16 protein-coding genes are annotated in these 14,245 nt (G+C 73.0%); 10 read left to right on the top strand and 6 right to left on the bottom strand.

Annotated elements, in window-relative coordinates:
• Window positions 1-156: 156 nt before the first annotated feature.
• Both BS83_RS28380 and BS83_RS28375 read right to left on the bottom strand, forming a co-directional pair.
• The gene (locus BS83_RS28380; RefSeq protein WP_037606301.1) at window positions 157-501 is read right to left on the bottom strand and encodes a hypothetical protein; all 345 of its coding nucleotides are present in this window, start codon (window positions 499-501) and stop codon (window positions 157-159) included.
• 58 nt (window positions 502-559) lie between these two features.
• Window positions 560-1,789: an NADH:flavin oxidoreductase gene (locus BS83_RS28375; protein ID WP_051944183.1), complete on the bottom strand. Its 1,230-nt coding sequence runs from the start codon at window positions 1,787-1,789 to the stop codon at window positions 560-562.
• A 201-nt stretch (window positions 1,790-1,990) separates the two neighbouring features.
• On the opposite strand from BS83_RS28375, the gene BS83_RS28370 reads away from it, so the two are divergent.
• Together BS83_RS28370 and BS83_RS28365 are read left to right on the top strand one after the other, a co-directional pair.
• The gene (locus tag BS83_RS28370; protein WP_037606298.1) at window positions 1,991-2,626 is read left to right on the top strand and encodes a VOC family protein; all 636 of its coding nucleotides are present in this window, start codon (window positions 1,991-1,993) and stop codon (window positions 2,624-2,626) included.
• Between the two features lie 34 nt (window positions 2,627-2,660).
• Window positions 2,661-3,224, top strand: a complete 564-nt coding sequence (locus BS83_RS28365) for a PadR family transcriptional regulator (RefSeq protein WP_037606297.1) — start codon at window positions 2,661-2,663, stop codon at window positions 3,222-3,224.
• 37 nt (window positions 3,225-3,261) lie between these two features.
• Here BS83_RS28365 and BS83_RS28360 read toward each other — a convergent pair whose 3' ends face one another.
• Window positions 3,262-3,654 (bottom strand): nuclear transport factor 2 family protein, encoded by a 393-nt coding sequence (locus BS83_RS28360; protein WP_037606294.1) that lies wholly within the window; start codon window positions 3,652-3,654, stop codon window positions 3,262-3,264.
• A gap of 85 nt (window positions 3,655-3,739) precedes the next feature.
• Window positions 3,740-4,909: a M48 family metalloprotease gene (locus BS83_RS28355; protein ID WP_037606292.1), complete on the bottom strand. Its 1,170-nt coding sequence runs from the start codon at window positions 4,907-4,909 to the stop codon at window positions 3,740-3,742.
• A gap of 121 nt (window positions 4,910-5,030) precedes the next feature.
• Here BS83_RS28355 and BS83_RS28350 point away from each other — a divergent pair, with 121 nt between their 5' ends.
• Entirely contained in the window at window positions 5,031-5,795 is a 765-nt protein-coding gene (locus tag BS83_RS28350; protein WP_037606289.1) for a polyamine aminopropyltransferase, read from the top strand.
• 13 nt (window positions 5,796-5,808) lie between these two features.
• On the opposite strand, the gene BS83_RS28345 is transcribed toward BS83_RS28350, so the two are convergent.
• On the bottom strand, window positions 5,809-6,096 hold the full coding sequence (locus tag BS83_RS28345; RefSeq protein ID WP_037606287.1) for a DUF5808 domain-containing protein: 288 nt from the start codon (window positions 6,094-6,096) through the stop codon (window positions 5,809-5,811).
• Between the two features lie 72 nt (window positions 6,097-6,168).
• Entirely contained in the window at window positions 6,169-6,780 is a 612-nt protein-coding gene (locus tag BS83_RS28340; protein WP_037606285.1) for a hypothetical protein, read from the bottom strand.
• Window positions 6,781-6,904: 124 nt separating this feature from the next.
• On the opposite strand from BS83_RS28340, the gene BS83_RS28335 reads away from it, so the two are divergent.
• From BS83_RS28335 to BS83_RS28305, 7 genes are all read left to right on the top strand, one after another.
• Window positions 6,905-7,582 carry a response regulator transcription factor gene (locus tag BS83_RS28335; protein ID WP_037606284.1) on the top strand — a complete coding sequence of 226 codons (678 nt, stop codon included), beginning with the start codon at window positions 6,905-6,907 and terminating at the stop codon, window positions 7,580-7,582.
• Window positions 7,583-7,604: 22 nt separating this feature from the next.
• A complete protein-coding gene (locus BS83_RS28330) occupies window positions 7,605-9,044 on the top strand; it encodes a HAMP domain-containing sensor histidine kinase (RefSeq protein ID WP_051944177.1) in 1,440 nt (479 codons plus the stop codon).
• Between the two features lie 417 nt (window positions 9,045-9,461).
• On the top strand, window positions 9,462-10,019 hold the full coding sequence (ssuE, locus tag BS83_RS28325; protein WP_037606282.1) for an NADPH-dependent FMN reductase: 558 nt from the start codon (window positions 9,462-9,464) through the stop codon (window positions 10,017-10,019).
• 66 nt (window positions 10,020-10,085) lie between these two features.
• The gene (locus BS83_RS28320) at window positions 10,086-11,150 is read left to right on the top strand and encodes an ABC transporter substrate-binding protein (protein WP_332262352.1); all 1,065 of its coding nucleotides are present in this window, start codon (window positions 10,086-10,088) and stop codon (window positions 11,148-11,150) included.
• Window positions 11,151-11,152: 2 nt separating this feature from the next.
• Complete coding sequence (locus BS83_RS28315) at window positions 11,153-11,974, top strand: ABC transporter ATP-binding protein (RefSeq protein WP_037610026.1); 822 nt, start codon at window positions 11,153-11,155, stop codon at window positions 11,972-11,974.
• Entirely contained in the window at window positions 11,971-12,849 is an 879-nt protein-coding gene (locus BS83_RS28310) for an ABC transporter permease (RefSeq protein ID WP_084714219.1), read from the top strand. Before BS83_RS28315 ends, BS83_RS28310 begins: the two co-directional genes overlap by 4 nt.
• Window positions 12,850-12,856: 7 nt before the next feature.
• Complete coding sequence (locus BS83_RS28305; RefSeq protein ID WP_037606278.1) at window positions 12,857-14,200, top strand: LLM class flavin-dependent oxidoreductase; 1,344 nt, start codon at window positions 12,857-12,859, stop codon at window positions 14,198-14,200.
• The last annotated feature ends 45 nt before the right edge of the window (window positions 14,201-14,245 follow it).

Below are 14,245 nucleotides of genomic sequence, written 5' to 3'. Positions count from 1 at the left end.
TTCGCTCCTGGGCATGGGGGCATGCCCGTCGGACGCCGGGGGAGGCGGAAGCTGGAGTGCGTGCCAGCAATTAGTTAGGAAACTTTCCTGACGAGAATTCGTCAAGAGGGCCGACGCACAGTCCGCACACAGCCTTCGTGAAGGAGTCGGGAGACCTCACATCGGGATCGCCCGCAGGACCCCGCCGGTCGGGCTGTGGATCTCGATGCGCCCGGGGACGACCCGGGGCACGTCGGAGCCGGAGGGGTGGTCCGCCGCCCGTGGTCGGCCGAAGATCTCCCTGACGGTGCCCGGGAGGGTGGAGGTGAGCCGCTCGGCGACGGCGGGCGGGAGTTCGTCCTGGATCCAGTGCAGCACCATGACCCATGGATGCCCGTGCACGGGGGTGCGGGGCTGGGTGGGGTCGGCGACGAGTCCGAGTGCGGCGAGCGCCGCGATGAGGTCCTCCATGTCCTGGCCGTCGATGTGCCGGAAGTTCTCCTCGACGAGTATCTGAGTCATGATCAAAACAGTAGCGGGGCACGCCAGTTCTTTGTGGAGATGACGGAACCGCGGGCCGTCAAACCACCGGCTCGGATGACGGGCGAGGCTGTTCGGCGGGCCGGTCGGCCGCCGTTGCGAGCACGCAGCGGGTTCCGGTGTAGATGGTCGGCATGCACTTGTTGCAGTGCACGCACAGGGAGCGGGTGCCCGGCTCCTTCCGCATCCGCTCGACCAGGTCCGGTTCCCGCAGCAGGGCCCGCGCCATCGCCACGAAGGCGAAGCCCTCGGCGACGGCCCGCTCGGCCGTCTCCCGCTGCGAGACGCCGCCGAGCAGCACCAGCGGCAGGGAGAGCGCGGCCAGGAACTGCCGGGCGCTGTCGAGCAGGTAGGCCTCCTGGTAGGGGTAGCTGCGCAGGAAGCGCCCGCCCGCCAGGCGCACCCCCAGCCGCACGGCCGGGTTGCGCATCGCCTCGGCGAACTCCCGCAGCGGCGCCTCGCCGCGGAACAGGTACATCGGGTTCAGCAGCGAGCTGCCTGCGGTGAGTTCCAGTGCGTCCAGGCTGCCGTCGCGCTCCAGCATCCGGGCCACCCGGAGGCTCTCGTCCAGCCAGAACCCGCCCGGCACGCCGTCGTCCATGTTGAGTTTCGCCAGGATCGCCACGCGGTCGCCGACGGCGTCGCGGACGGCCAGGGCGACCTCCCTGGCGACCCGAGCGCGCGCCTCCAGCGGACCGCCGTAGGCGTCCGTGCGCCGGTTGATCCTGGGGCTGAGGAAGGAGCTGGCGAAGTAGTTGTGGCCGAGATGGATCTCCACCGCGTCGAATCCCGCCTCGGCCGCCAGCAGCGCGGCGTCGGCGTGGGCACGGGTGATCCGCGCGATGTCCTCGTGGCTCGCCTCCCTGATCCGGCTCAGCCCCTGCGGGCTGAGGGCGGCCGAGGGGCCCAGCGAGGGCAGCCGGTTGGAGCGGCCGTCGGCGACCGGTCCGGCATGGCCGAGCTGCGCCGAGACGGCCGCTCCCTCCGCGTGCACGGCGTCGGTGAGCCGCCGCAGGCCCGGCAGGACCTCGGGGCGCATCCAGATCTGGTGGCGCTCGGTCCGGCCCTCCGGGGCGACGGCGCAGTAGGCGACGGTGGTCATCGCCACCCCGCCGGCCGCGTGGCGGCGGTGGAACTCGACCAGGTCCTCGCTCACCTCACCGCACCGGGTCATCCCCTCGAAGGTGGCGGCCTTGAGGATCCGGTTCCGCAGCGTCAGCGGCCCGAGGCGGGCGGGGCCGAACAGGGCGGGTGCGGCGGATGCGGTCATGCCTGGCCTCCGGGGTGCGTGACGATCGCGGGGAGGAGTGCGAGCAGGCCGACAGTGCGTCGCGCCCGATGGGAAGTCAAGGTGCGTGCGGCCCGGGTCGGGGCGGCCCGCGGCGTCATGCGTTCGGCCGATCGCGTTACCCGGCCGACGTCGGCGCGTGGCGCGCCGGGCTGCCGGTCCCGGCCGGGTGATGATGGCCGGGTGCGATTGGATCATGTGTCATACGCGGTGGCCCGCGAGGGGTTCGTCTCGACGGTGCAGCGGATCGGCTCGGCGCTGGGCGCGGGGTTCGTCGACGGCGGGGTCCACCCCCGTTTCGGCACCCGCAACTTCGTGCTGCCGCTGGCCGGCGGCACCTACGTCGAGGTGGTGACCACCCTGGACCACCCGGCGGCCGACCGGGCGCCGTTCGGCCAGGCGGTCGCCCGACGGGCCGCCGAGGGCGGCGGGTGGCTCGGCTGGGTGGTCTCGGTCGAGGACATGGCACCGGTCGAGGCGCGGCTCGGCCGCACCGCGGCCCCTGGCCATCGGGTCCGCCCGGACGGCTTCGACCTGCACTGGAAGCAGATCGGGCTGCTGGAGCTGATGGAGGACCCGCAGCTGCCCTACTTCCTGCAGTGGCTGGTCGACCCCGGACAGCGGCCCTCGGCGGACCCGCGCACGAGTTCCAGCATCAAGGGTCTCTCGATCGCCGGTGACGCGGCGGCGATCGCCGAGTTCCTGGGCGAGCCGGCCGACCACCCGCTCGACCAGGTCGACGTCACCTGGGTCGAGGACGAGGAGCCGGGCCTGGTGGCCGTCGAGTTCGCGACCGAGCGCGGCCTGGTCACCATCTGACCGCGGGCCCGGGGCGCGCGGGTAGCCTCGGGGCATGGCGTTGCGCAATGCGGTGATGGCCGCGCTCCTGGAGGGCGAGGCGTCCGGGTACGACCTGGCCAAGGAGTTCGACGCGTCGGTCGCGAACTTCTGGATGGCCACGCCCCAGCAGCTCTACCGCGAGCTGGAGCGGATGGAGGCGGAGGGCCTGATCCGGGCCCGTCTGGTCGAGCAGGAGCGCAGGCCCAACAAGCGCCTCTTCTCGCTGACCGGGGCCGGTCGCGACGCGCTGCGCGAGTTCACCGCCGAGCCGCCGCGGCCCACCGCGATCCGCGACGAGCTGCTGGTCAAGGTCCAGGCGGTCGACGCCGGGGACGACGAGGCGGTGCGCGCCGCGATCCGCGAGCGGGCCGAGTCCGCGCGGGCGAAGCTGGCCCGTTACGAGCGCCTGCGGATCCGGTTGCTGGCCGGGCGCACCGAGCCGGAGCACCTCGCGCAGGCCGAGCGGATCGGCCCGTACCTCACGCTGCAGCGCGGGATCGCCTTCGAACAGGAGAACCTGCGCTGGGCGGAGCAGGCCCTGGCCGCGCTCGACCTGCGCGCGACCGTCCGCCGCTGAACGCCGCTGAACGGCTTCGTGGCCCGGGCCGGGGTGGTCAGCCGCCCGCGCCCTGGGCCTCCGCCGCGATCGCGGCGAACTGGGCGCCCATCCGCGCGGCCAGCGCCTCGGCGGCGCGCAGCGGACGCACCATCACCTTGAAGTCGACGATCTTCCCGTCCTCGTTCCAGGTGAGGAAGTCGCAGCCGTTGATCTCCAGGCCGTCCACCGTGGCGGTGAACTCGAGCGCGTGGTGCGGGCCGTCCTCCAGCTCGCGGACGTAGCGGAAGTCCTCGAAGACCCGCACCACGCCGCGCAGGATCGCGGCCGTGATGGCCTTGCCCGGGTAGGGGCGGAACGCGACCGGGCTGGTGAACACCACGTCGTCGGCGAGCAGCGCCTCGACCGCGGCCATGTCCTTGGCCTCGACCGCCTCGCGGAAGGACTTCATGCGGCACTCCATAGTCAACAAATTGAATAGGGTGATCCGAGACTAGGTCCGCCGACCGAGCCCTGTCCAGGGTCGTCGCCCATGGTCACCGGAGGCCGGGCGGCTCGGGCAGGCCGTGGGCCGCGGCCCAGGCACGGGCGTGCGCGATGCGGGCCCGCGTCGGCGGATGGCTGCCGAAGAGCACCACGGTGAGCCGGTGGGGCTCGAGATCGGCGAGATTGGTCACCGCGAGGCGGCGCTGCATCGCCACCATCGTCTCCGGAGACCGGGTCAGGTCGAGCGCGTAGCCGTCGGCGCGCGCTTCGACGCGTCGGCTCACCCACAGGCGCAGCGGGCCGCCGACGGTGCCGAGGACCGTGCCCAGCGCGACCACCAGCGCCAGCGAGCGCGGGTCCGCGGCATGGTCCACCCCGGCGGCGTCGAGCAGCGGCGTCCACTGCAGCGCCGCCGCGATCAGGCAGACCACGGCGGCGGCGCCGACGGCGCCGGCCAGCGTGCCGTACAGCACGTCGCGGCGGGCGGCGTGGCCCAGCTCGTGGGCGGCGACGGCGGCGACCTCCTCCTCGGCCGCGCGCTCCACCGTGGTGTCCCAGACCACCACCCTGCGGGTGCGTCCGATGCCGGACACGTAGGCGTTGGTCGCGGTGGTGCGCCGGGAAGCGTCGCTGACCAGGATGTCCCGCACCGGCACGCCGGAGGCCTCGGCCAGGGACATCAGCCGCTGCCGCAGCGGTCCTTCGGGCAGCGGGGTGAAGCGGTTGAAGAGCGGCTCGACGACCACCGGCAGCAGGAAGGAGAGCAGCAGCACCAGCACCGCCGCGCCCGCCGCCGCCCAGACCCACCAGGTCCCCGGCAGCGCCCGCATCAGACCGTAGAGGGCGAACGACGCCCCCGCGAAGAGCACGGCGCCGATCGCGAAGCCCTTGGCCGCGTCGGCGGCGAACAGCCGCCACGATCGGGTGGACAGGCCCCAGCGCCGGTTGACGACCTCGGCCCGCGCCGACAGCGGCAGCGCCAGCAGGAACGGGACCAGTTCCAGGGCGACCGCGCCCAGCACGGCGGTGGCGATCCAGCCCCCGCCCGCGACCCGGCCCGCCGCCCGCACCAGCCCGGCGCCGAGCGGGGTGAAGCCGAGCACGAGCGGCACCAGCAGGCCGAGCGACATCGAGGCGTAGCGCAGCGGCGTCGTCTCCCGCTTCCTGGCGCGGGAACGGTCGATCTGCTCGGGGGTGAAATCGGCTTCCAGACCTGGCATGCGTCCAGTGTGGCGGCAGCCCGGTCGGCGGGGGAGCGGTGGGTCGGCACGAACGGCCGATCCGCGCGTGTCAGACTCCGCAGCGTCAGTCGTCGTGCGGTGCCGTGTGTGGGGAGTTCGTGTGGGTCTCCGGTTCGAGGAGCTCGATTTTCGGAACACGCCGATGGGGGAGCTGGTGCTGCGGCGGCGCTGGTACCCCGGCGTCGGTCGGGACGTCTACGAGATCAAGCTGAACGACGAGTACCTGATGTCGAGTCTGTTCACCGTCGCCGAGGAGGAGCTGGCCCGCCTCGCCCTCGGCGAACTCGCCGGGAAGGTGCCCGCTCCGGCCGGACTCGACGTGGCCGTGGCCGGGCTCGGTCTCGGCTGCACCGCGCAGGCCGCGCTCGCCGACCCCGCTGTCTCCTCACTCGTGGTCGTCGACGCGCTCGGCGAGGTCATCGAGTGGCACCGGCGCGGGCTGATCGACGCGGGGGTGGCCGACGACCCGCGCTGCCGTCTGGTCCAGGGCGACTTCTTCGCCCTGGTCCGCTCCGGGGCGCCGCTGGACCCGGCCGCCCCGGAGCGGAGCTACGACGCGATCCTGGTCGACGTCGACCACTCGCCCCGGCACCTGCTGCACCCGAGCCACGCCGACTTCTACGAGCCGGCGGGGCTGCTGCGCCTGCGTGCCCGGCTGCGTCCCGGCGGGGTCTTCGCGCTGTGGTCGAACGACCCGCCGGAGGAGGAGTTCCTGCGCAGCCTGGAGCAGGTCTTCGGCGAGGTGCGGGCGGAGGTCGTCGCCTTCGACAACCCGTTGCAGGAACGTCAGGCCACCAACACCGTCTACCTGGCCAGGAATCCGGAGGGCCCGGCGGACACGGCGAACCCGGAGCCCCGGCCCTGAGACCCGGGCCGGCTCAGTCCGGCGGGCAGAAGCGGCCGACGATCCGGGCGAGGTTGACGCCGTAGCCGACGCCGAAGGCGTGCGGGGTGAACAGGGCGTCGTTGTCCGGGTCCCAGAACTCGGCCCGCAGCCGGGCGGGCGTCGGCGGCCGGAAGTCGTAGGGCAGGCCGACGATCCGTCCGTGCCAGCCGCGTTCGGCGGCGGGCCGGCTCAGCTCCTTGGCCACGGCCGCACCGACGACCGCGGCGGCGGCCAGCAGGACGACCCGGTTCAGCGTCCTCATCGGCGCGCGAGTGGTCATGACTCGACGCTATGCCCGGCGCGGGCGGGAGGAAAGGCCGACCGGCGGCCGTTCGGCCCTTTCCTCCCCGGATCAGCCCCCGATCACGGTGTTGCCGGTGACCGTGCCGGAGGCGCCGTCCAGGGTGACCAGGTGGTGCACCCCGTCCGGGCCGACGACCGTGGCCTCCCAGGCGCTGCCGCCGCCCTGCTCGGGGACGCTCTGCAGGGACGCGACCTTGCCGCCGGTCACCGCGGCGGTGGCCTTCAGCACCGCCTGGTCGGCCGCCAGGCCCGGCAGCGGCGCGGGCGCGAGCTGCCCCTGCGGTGCGGCCCCGCCCACGCCGGCGCCGGGCGCCACCACGCCGGCCAGGGCCTCGCCCTTGGCGATCGCGATCCGGTCGGGCCCGCCGGGGACGCCACCGGGAACCTTGACGACGTAGGGGCCCCCGCCGGGGATCCCCTCCGGGCCGCCGGGGAACGCGCGCACGGCGAAGCCCCGGTCGCCGTGGTGGACGACGGCCGCGGTGATCGCCACCGCCCCGCCGAGCACCAGCACGGCGGCCGCTCCCGCGGCCACCCGCCGCCCGCGCCGCCCCGGCACCAGGCGGCGGATCCCCGGCTTCACGCGCGCCGCGGGAACCCCGGCCTCAGGGGCCTCCTCGGGCTCGACCTCAGGCGTGCCCGGCTCAACAGCTTCGGTCATGTTCTCTCCTCATCCGGCATCCCCTTCTCGGGAGTGCTGACGATGCCGCAAGCACCCTGAAGCACTGCTGAAGAACTGAAGACCTCTTCAGCTTCCGGCCCGGGCGACCTGGCACCCTGGTCGCGTGCGAGTACTGGTGGTGGAGGACGAGCGGCGGCTGGCCGCCGCGGTGCAGCGCGGGCTGGAGGCGGAGGGCTTCCGCGTCGACGTGGCCCACGACGGCGTGTCCGGACTGCGGCAGGCGACCCGGAGCCGCTACGACGTCATCGTGCTCGACATCATGCTGCCCGGCCTCAACGGCTACCGGGTCTGCGCGATGCTGCGCGCGGCGGGCAACACGGCGGGGATCCTGATGCTGACCGCCAAGGACGGGGAGTTCGACGAGGCGGAGGCCCTGGACACGGGCGCGGACGACTTCCTGTCCAAGCCCTTCTCCTTCGTCGTCCTGGTCGCCAGACTCCGGGCGCTGGTGCGCCGCCTCGGCAGCCGCCCGCCCCAGGTCCTGACGGTCGGGGACCTGGTCGTCGACGTGGCCGCCCGCACCTGTCACCGCGGCGCGGACCCGGTCAGGCTCACCGCCAGGGAGTTCGCCGTGCTGGAGCACCTGGCCCGGCACGCGGGCGCGGTGGTGTCCAAGCGCGAGATCCTCGACCACGTCTGGGACGAGAACTACGACGGGGATCCCAACGTCGTCGAGGTGCACGTCAGCGCGTTGCGCCGGAAGATCGACGCGCCCTTCGGCCGCTGTGCCGTGCAGACGGTGCGCGGCGTCGGCTACCGGCTGGCGGTGGACGGTGGCTGAGCGGGCGCCGGGGACGCTCCGGATGGCGCTGCGACGACTGCGCGCCGTCCGCAGCCGACTCACGCCCCGGTCGATGCGGGCCAGGGCGACGCTGGCGGCCTGCTCGGTGGTCGCGGTCGCCCTGACCGCGGCCTCGCTGGCCATGCTCGCGCTGCTCCACACGGACCTGCGCGGCAACGCCACGCGGGTCGCCAGGAAGCAGGCCGACGTGGTGGCCGCGATGGCGGCTCGCGGCGAGCTGGCGCGGGTGGTGCCGCTGGGGGCCGGCACCGACTTCGTCCAGGTCGTCGGCACCGGCGGGGACGTCGTCTCGGCCAGCCCGAACGTCGTCGGCCGGCCGCCGCTGACTCCCGTCCCCGGCGTGGAGGCCTTCCCCGGCGTGCCGGCCCCCTGGGAGTTGAAGGAGTTCGGGATCGACGGCAAACAGCAGGTCGTCAGCGTGATCGCGGACACCCCCAAGGGGCAGGTCGTCATCCACACCGGCGTCTCGCTGGGCCCGGCCGACGCCGCCGAGTCCTCGACGGCGCTCGTGCTCGCGGTCGGCTGCCCGCTGCTGCTGCTCACCGTCGCGCTGGTGACCTGGCGCGTCACCGGCCGGGCCCTGCGTCCGGTCGAGGCCATCCGCAGCGAGGTCTCCGCGATCGGCGAGCAGGAACTGCACCGCCGGGTGCCGATCCCGCGCGGCGGCGACGAGATCTCCCGGCTGGCCTCGACGATGAACGCGATGCTGGACCGGCTCGACGTCGCCGGACGCCGGCAGCGGCAGTTCATCGCCGACGCCTCCCACGAACTGCGCAGCCCGATCGCGGTGCTGCGGACCCAGCTCGAAGTCGCCCTGGCCCACCCCGATCCGGAGGTGAGGACCGAACTGGTGGCCGGCGCCCTGGAGGACACCGAGCGGCTGCAGGCGCTCGCCACCGACCTGCTCTTCCTGGCCCGGCTCGACAGCGGCGCGCCCGCCCCCGACCGCTCGGCCGCCGGGGCGGTGCCGGTCGACCTGGCCGAGCTGGTCCGCGCCGTCGTCAGGAACCGGGGCGTCGAACGCTGCCCCGTCACCCTGGATCTGACGGAGGGCGTCCGGACGCCGGGCAACTACCTGTGGCTGACCCGGCTGGTGACCAACCTGCTGGACAACGCGCAGCGGCACGCCGCCGGGGAGATCCGGGTGCGGGTCCGGGCCGACGCGGGCCGAAGGGACTGCCTGCTGGAGGTCCGCGACGACGGTCACGGCATCGCCCCGGAGGACCGGGACCGGATCTTCGAACGCTTCACCCGGCTCGACGACGCCCGCAGCCGCGACCACGGCGGCGCCGGACTCGGCCTGCCGATCGCCAGGGACATCGCCCGTCACCACGGCGGCACTCTGGCGGTCGTGGACTCGCGGCACGGCGCGGCCTTTCTCGCGCGGCTGCCTGCGGCCGCCGACGCGGAAGCCGGTAATTGCTCAGTATTCGAGACCTGAATGGAAGCGTATTGACGGCGGCGTGCAGTTGCTGACAGTCTTTCGTTCCATGAGCCAGTCGAGTGATTTCGCCGCTCGCCTGCACGTCGATCTGCGACGTCAGGCCAGCGCCATCTGTGCCGCCGGTCGGTGAACCGACTGGCAGGCCAAGGCTTCTGACTGGCTTGTTCTCCCGCGTTCGCCGCGCCCTGACGACAGGAGCGCGGCGTTCTGCTGTCCGGCGCGCGCATGACGGCGTGCCACGCGAACCGGATTCGTGTCGGTCGCGGACATATTCACCGGTTCCCTGCTGACGGTTTCCCGGGGGCGGAATAGTCGCCCCGTTTTTCTCCTGCGCCATTCCTTGATTTCGGCGTGCCATTTTTCGGCCAGGGATACGACCGCGTTCGTACCGTGGCCCCTTGTGAGGGGTTGGCTGTGACGTCTCTTCTTGCGATTTCGGGCAGTCCCGCCCGCCGGTCGCGCACCGCGCTGGTGGCGGCGCAGCTCGCCGAGCGGCTGTCGGAGACCGGCTTCGACGTCGGGCATCTGGACCTGCGCGAGCTCCCGCCGCGTGAGCTGCTGGGCGCCGAGGTCGACGATCCACGCATCGCCGCCGCCGCCGAGGCGGTCGCCGCGGCCGACGGGGTGATCGTGGCGACCCCCGTCTACAAGGCCTCCTACACCGGCCTGCTCAAGGCCTTCCTCGACCTGCTGCCGCAGTCGGCGCTGGCCGGCAAGACGGTGCTGCCGGTGGTGACCGGGGGCAGCCTGGCGCATCTGCTCGCGCTGGACTACGCGCTGCGCCCGGTGCTGTCGGCACTGGGGGCACGTCATGTGGTGCCCGGCTGCTTCCTGCTGGACTCGGCGATCGAGCGGCTCGCCGACGGCGGCGCCCGGCTCGAACCGGAGGCCGAACTGCGGCTCCTCGGCGCGGTGGACGAGTTCATCGGCGCGCTTCCCTCCCGGCCGGCGCTCGCGCCGGTCTCCTCCTGAACCACCACCACGACCGGACCCCTCCGGACACGACGAAAGGGTTGCTTCTCCATGCACGCGCGATCTGTGAGGTCGAGACGTCAGTTCCTGACGCTGCTGGGCGCTTCGGCGTCGGCGGTGGGACTGGCCGGCTGCGGCGCGGCCCTGGCCGGCACCCCCTCGGGCGGCGCACAGACGAAGAAGCTGCGCTACCAGGGCTGGGCGGGCCAGGTCACGCTGCCCGAACTCGCCGAGGACCTCGGGTACCTGGGCGAGGTGAAGCTGGAGTGGGTGGGCAACACCATCAGCGGCCCGCAGGACATCCAGTCCGCCGCCACCGGTCAGACGGACTTCGGCGGCGCGTTCAACGGCGCGGTGGTCAAGCTGGCCGCCGCCCATGCCCCGATCAAGGCCGTGATCAGCTACTACGGCGTCGACCAGCTGGTCTACAACGGGTTCTGGGTGCGCCAGGACAGTCCGATCCACGCGGCGGGCGACCTCCTGCACGCCAAGGTCGGCATGAACACCCTGGGCGCGCACGACGAGGCGATGCTCGACATCTACCTGGACCGGCACGGTCTCTCGGCGTCCCAGATCGCCCAGGTCGAACCGCTGGCGCTGCCGCCGGTCAACACCGAGCAGGCGCTGCGGCAGCGGCGGATCGACGTCGGAGTGCTCGGCGGCATCCTCCAGGACAAGGCCGTGGCCGCCGGCGGGGTGCGGCAGCTGTTCTCCGACTACCAGCTGCTGGGCGCGTTCAGCGCCGGGACCTACGTGATGACGGACCGCTTCCTCAAGCAGAACCCCGACACCGCCGCCACCTTCGTGACCGCGGTCGCCAAGGCCATCGAGTGGACCAGGACCACCCCGCGCGAGGCGGTCATCGCGCGGATGACCGCCATCGTGCGCGGCCGGGGCCGCGGCGAGGACCCCGCCCCGCTGGCGTACTGGAAGTCCTTCGGCGTCGCCGAGACCGGCGGGCGGATCACCGACAAGGAGTTCCAGCTCTGGATCGACTGGCTGACCGCACGCGGGGCCGTCGCCAAGGGCGCGGTCAGCGCGGGCTCGCTCTACACCAACGCCTACAACCACTACACGGCTTCGGCCCCGGCCCCGACCGCCACCGCCACGCCGACGACGACGAAGGGGTGACCGTGGCCTCGACATCGAAGATCGCCTTCGAGCGGGTCGGCAAGGTGTTCCCTGCCCGCGGCCGCGGCGCGGCCCAGGAGCTCACCGCGCTGGACGGCATCGACCTGGAGGTCGCCGCCGGGGAGTTCCTGGTCGTGGTCGGCCCCAGCGGGTGCGGCAAGTCGACCCTGCTGGACCTGGCCGCCGGGCTGGCCCGGCCCACCAGCGGCCGGATCCTGCTGGACGGCCGGGAGGTGACCGGTCCCGGCCTGGACCGCGGCATCGTCTTCCAGCAGTACGCGCTGCTGCCCTGGCGCACCGCCCAGGGCAACGTGGAGTTCGGTCTGGAGGCCACCGGCGTGCCGCGCCGGCAGCGGGCCGCCCGCGCACGCGAGTACCTGGAGCTGGTGGGCCTGTCCGGCTTCGAGGACCGCCACCCGCACGAACTCTCCGGCGGGATGCGGCAACGCGTCGCGATCGCCCGCAGCCTGGCCTACGACCCCGACGTGCTGCTGATGGACGAGCCGTTCGCCGCCCTGGACGCGCAGACCCGCGAGTCGCTGCAGGACGAGCTGCTGCGGGTCTGGCGCCACACGGGCAAGACCGTCGTGTTCATCACCCACGGCATCGACGAGGCGGTCTACCTCGGCGGGCGCGTCGCAGTGCTCACCTCCAGGCCCGGACGGATCAAGCAGGTGGTGCCGATCGACCTCGGCCCCCGCGACGCCGCCGCTGACCTGCGCTCCGCGCCCGAGTTCGCCCGGCACCGGCACGAGATCTGGTCCCTGCTGCACGACGAGGTGGCGCGGGCCCAACTCCTGGAGAAAGAGAGGGCCGTCGCATGACCACCACGACTCCGGTCGTCCGCCAGGTCGACGGGCAGGCGCGGCCCGCGCCCCCCCGTACGGAGCCGCTCCGCACGCGAGGGCAGCGGCGCGGGCTGCTGCGCCGGACCGGTCGGCTGCTGCTGGCCGTCGGCACCAAGTCGGTCGCGATCGTGGCGCTGCTGGGCGTGTGGGAGACCGCGCCCCGGCTGGGTCTGGTCGACGCGACCTTCCTGCCGCCGTTCGACCAGGTCGCGAGCGCCTGGTGGGGACTGCTGAACGACGGCAGTCTGGCCGCCAACGCCGAGGCCAGCCTGGTGCGTTCGCTCAGCGGCTTCGGGATCGCGGTCGCCCTCGCGGTGCCGCTGGGGCTGCTGATCGGCTGGTACCGGCCGGTCGCCGACCTGCTCGGGCCGCTGCTGGAGGTGTTCCGCAACACCGCCGCCCTGGCGCTGCTCCCGGTCTTCGTCCTGCTGCTGGGCATCGGGGAGACCTCGAAGATCTCCATCGTCGTCTACGCCTGCGCCTGGCCGATCCTGCTCAACACCATCAGCGCCGTGCGCGGGGTGGACCCGGTGCTGCTGCGCCTGGCCCGCTCGATGGACCTGTCCGCGCCGCGGCTGTTCCAGAAGGTCATCCTGCCCGCCTCGGTCCCGGTGATCTTCACCGGCATCCGGCTGGCCGGGGCCGTGTCGATCCTGGTGCTCGTCGCCGCCGAGATGATCGGCGCCAAGGCCGGGCTCGGCTATCTGATCAACACCTCCCAGTACAACTTCGCGATTCCGCAGATGTACGCGGGGATCGTCACCATCTCCGCGATCGGCGTGCTCTTCAACCAGCTGCTGGTCGCCGCCGAGCGGCGGCTCAGCTCCTGGCGCCTGCCCCATCACCCGTGAGGACACCATGACTTCCGCCGACCACCGAAACGGCCGACAGCTCCATCTGAACGCGTTCCTGATGAACGCCGGCCACCACGACGCCGCCTGGCGTCACCCCCGCTCCCGTCCCCAGGACGCCACCGAGCTGCGCTACTGGCAGGACCTGGTCCGCACCGCCGAACGCGGCCGGCTGGACTCGGTCTTCCTGGCCGACGGCCTGGCCCTGTGGGGCAAGGTCAGGCACAACGCCCTGGGCGGCTTCGAACCGCTCACGTTGCTCTCCGCCCTCGCGGCGGTCACCGAGCACGTCGGCCTGATCGCCACCGTCTCCACCACCTTCAACGAACCGTTCCACACCGCGCGGAAGTTCGCGTCCCTGGACCACATCAGCGGCGGCCGGGCGGGCTGGAACATCGTCACCTCGGGGTCGGTGGACGAGGCCCGCAACTTCAACCGGGACGAGCACCTGGAGCACCGCGCCCGCTACGAACGCGCCGCGGAGTTCCTCGAGGTCGCCACCAAGCTGTGGGACAGCTGGGAGGACGACGCCAGGATCCTGGACCGGGAGGCAGGCGTCTACGCCGACACCGACAAGGTCCGGCCCATCGAGCACCGCGGGGAGCACTTCCAGGTCCGCGGCCCGCTCAACGTGCCGCGCTCCCCGCAGGGTTACCCGCTGCTGGTGCAGGCCGGATCGTCCGAGGACGGCAAGGAGTTCGCCGCCCGCCACGCCGAGGCGGTCTTCACCGCGCAGCAGACCCTGGCGGACGGGCAGGCGTTCTACCGCGACCTCAAGTCGAGGCTGGCCGCCTACGGCCGCAGCGCCGACGAGCTGCTGGTGCTGCCCGGGATCTGCCCGGTCATCGGCGGCACCGAGGCCGAGGCGCAGGCGCTGCTGCAGGAGCTGACCGACCTCCAGGTGGTGGAGTACGGGCTGGCGCAGCTGTCCGGCATGCTCGGGGTCGACCTGACCGGCCTTCCCCTGGACGGCCCGCTGCCCGACCTGCCCGAGGAACGGGACATCAACGGCAACAAGAGCCGCTTCACCCTGGTCGCCGAGCTCGGACGCGGCGAGGGACTGACCCTGCGCCAGCTCGTCGCCCGCCTCGGCGGCGGTCGCGGCCACCGCGTCTACGCGGGCACCCCCGAGCAGATCGCCGACCAGCTGCAGGAGTGGTTCGAGCAGGGCGCGGCCGACGGCTTCAACATCATGCCGCCGATCCTGCCCGGCGGCCTGGAGGACTTCGTCGACCAGGTCGTGCCGATCCTGCAGCGTCGCGGGCTCTTCCGCACCGAGTACACCGGCCGCACCCTCCGGGAGCACTACGGCCTGCCGCGCCCCGCCAACCGGCTCGCGGTCACCACCTGAGCCGGTCGGTCACGACCACCCGTCAACCCGCACCTCGAACGGAAG

The organism is Streptacidiphilus rugosus AM-16 (assembly GCF_000744655.1).
In the GTDB taxonomy this organism is placed as follows: Bacteria; Actinomycetota; Actinomycetes; order Streptomycetales; family Streptomycetaceae; genus Streptacidiphilus; species Streptacidiphilus rugosus.
This window is presented reverse-complemented; position numbering and strand designations above follow the sequence as displayed.

What these genes read in the sequence shown, in the direction of transcription:
- BS83_RS28330 (WP_051944177.1), top strand. Translation starts at nt 7,605, where the DNA reads ATGGCGCTGCGACGACTGCGCGCCGTCCGCAGCCGACTCACGCCCCGG.
- BS83_RS28375 (WP_051944183.1), bottom strand. Translation starts at nt 1,789, where the DNA reads ATGACCGCATCCGCCGCACCCGCCCTGTTCGGCCCCGCCCGCCTCGGG.
- BS83_RS28380 (WP_037606301.1), bottom strand. Translation starts at nt 501, where the DNA reads ATGACTCAGATACTCGTCGAGGAGAACTTCCGGCACATCGACGGCCAG.
- BS83_RS28340 (WP_037606285.1), bottom strand. Translation starts at nt 6,780, where the DNA reads ATGACCGAAGCTGTTGAGCCGGGCACGCCTGAGGTCGAGCCCGAGGAG.
- BS83_RS28360 (WP_037606294.1), bottom strand. Translation starts at nt 3,654, where the DNA reads ATGAAGTCCTTCCGCGAGGCGGTCGAGGCCAAGGACATGGCCGCGGTC.
- BS83_RS28305 (WP_037606278.1), top strand. Translation starts at nt 12,857, where the DNA reads ATGACTTCCGCCGACCACCGAAACGGCCGACAGCTCCATCTGAACGCG.
- BS83_RS28365 (WP_037606297.1), top strand. Translation starts at nt 2,661, where the DNA reads ATGGCGTTGCGCAATGCGGTGATGGCCGCGCTCCTGGAGGGCGAGGCG.
- BS83_RS28345 (WP_037606287.1), bottom strand. Translation starts at nt 6,096, where the DNA reads ATGACCACTCGCGCGCCGATGAGGACGCTGAACCGGGTCGTCCTGCTG.
- BS83_RS28355 (WP_037606292.1), bottom strand. Translation starts at nt 4,909, where the DNA reads ATGCCAGGTCTGGAAGCCGATTTCACCCCCGAGCAGATCGACCGTTCC.
- BS83_RS28310 (WP_084714219.1), top strand. Translation starts at nt 11,971, where the DNA reads ATGACCACCACGACTCCGGTCGTCCGCCAGGTCGACGGGCAGGCGCGG.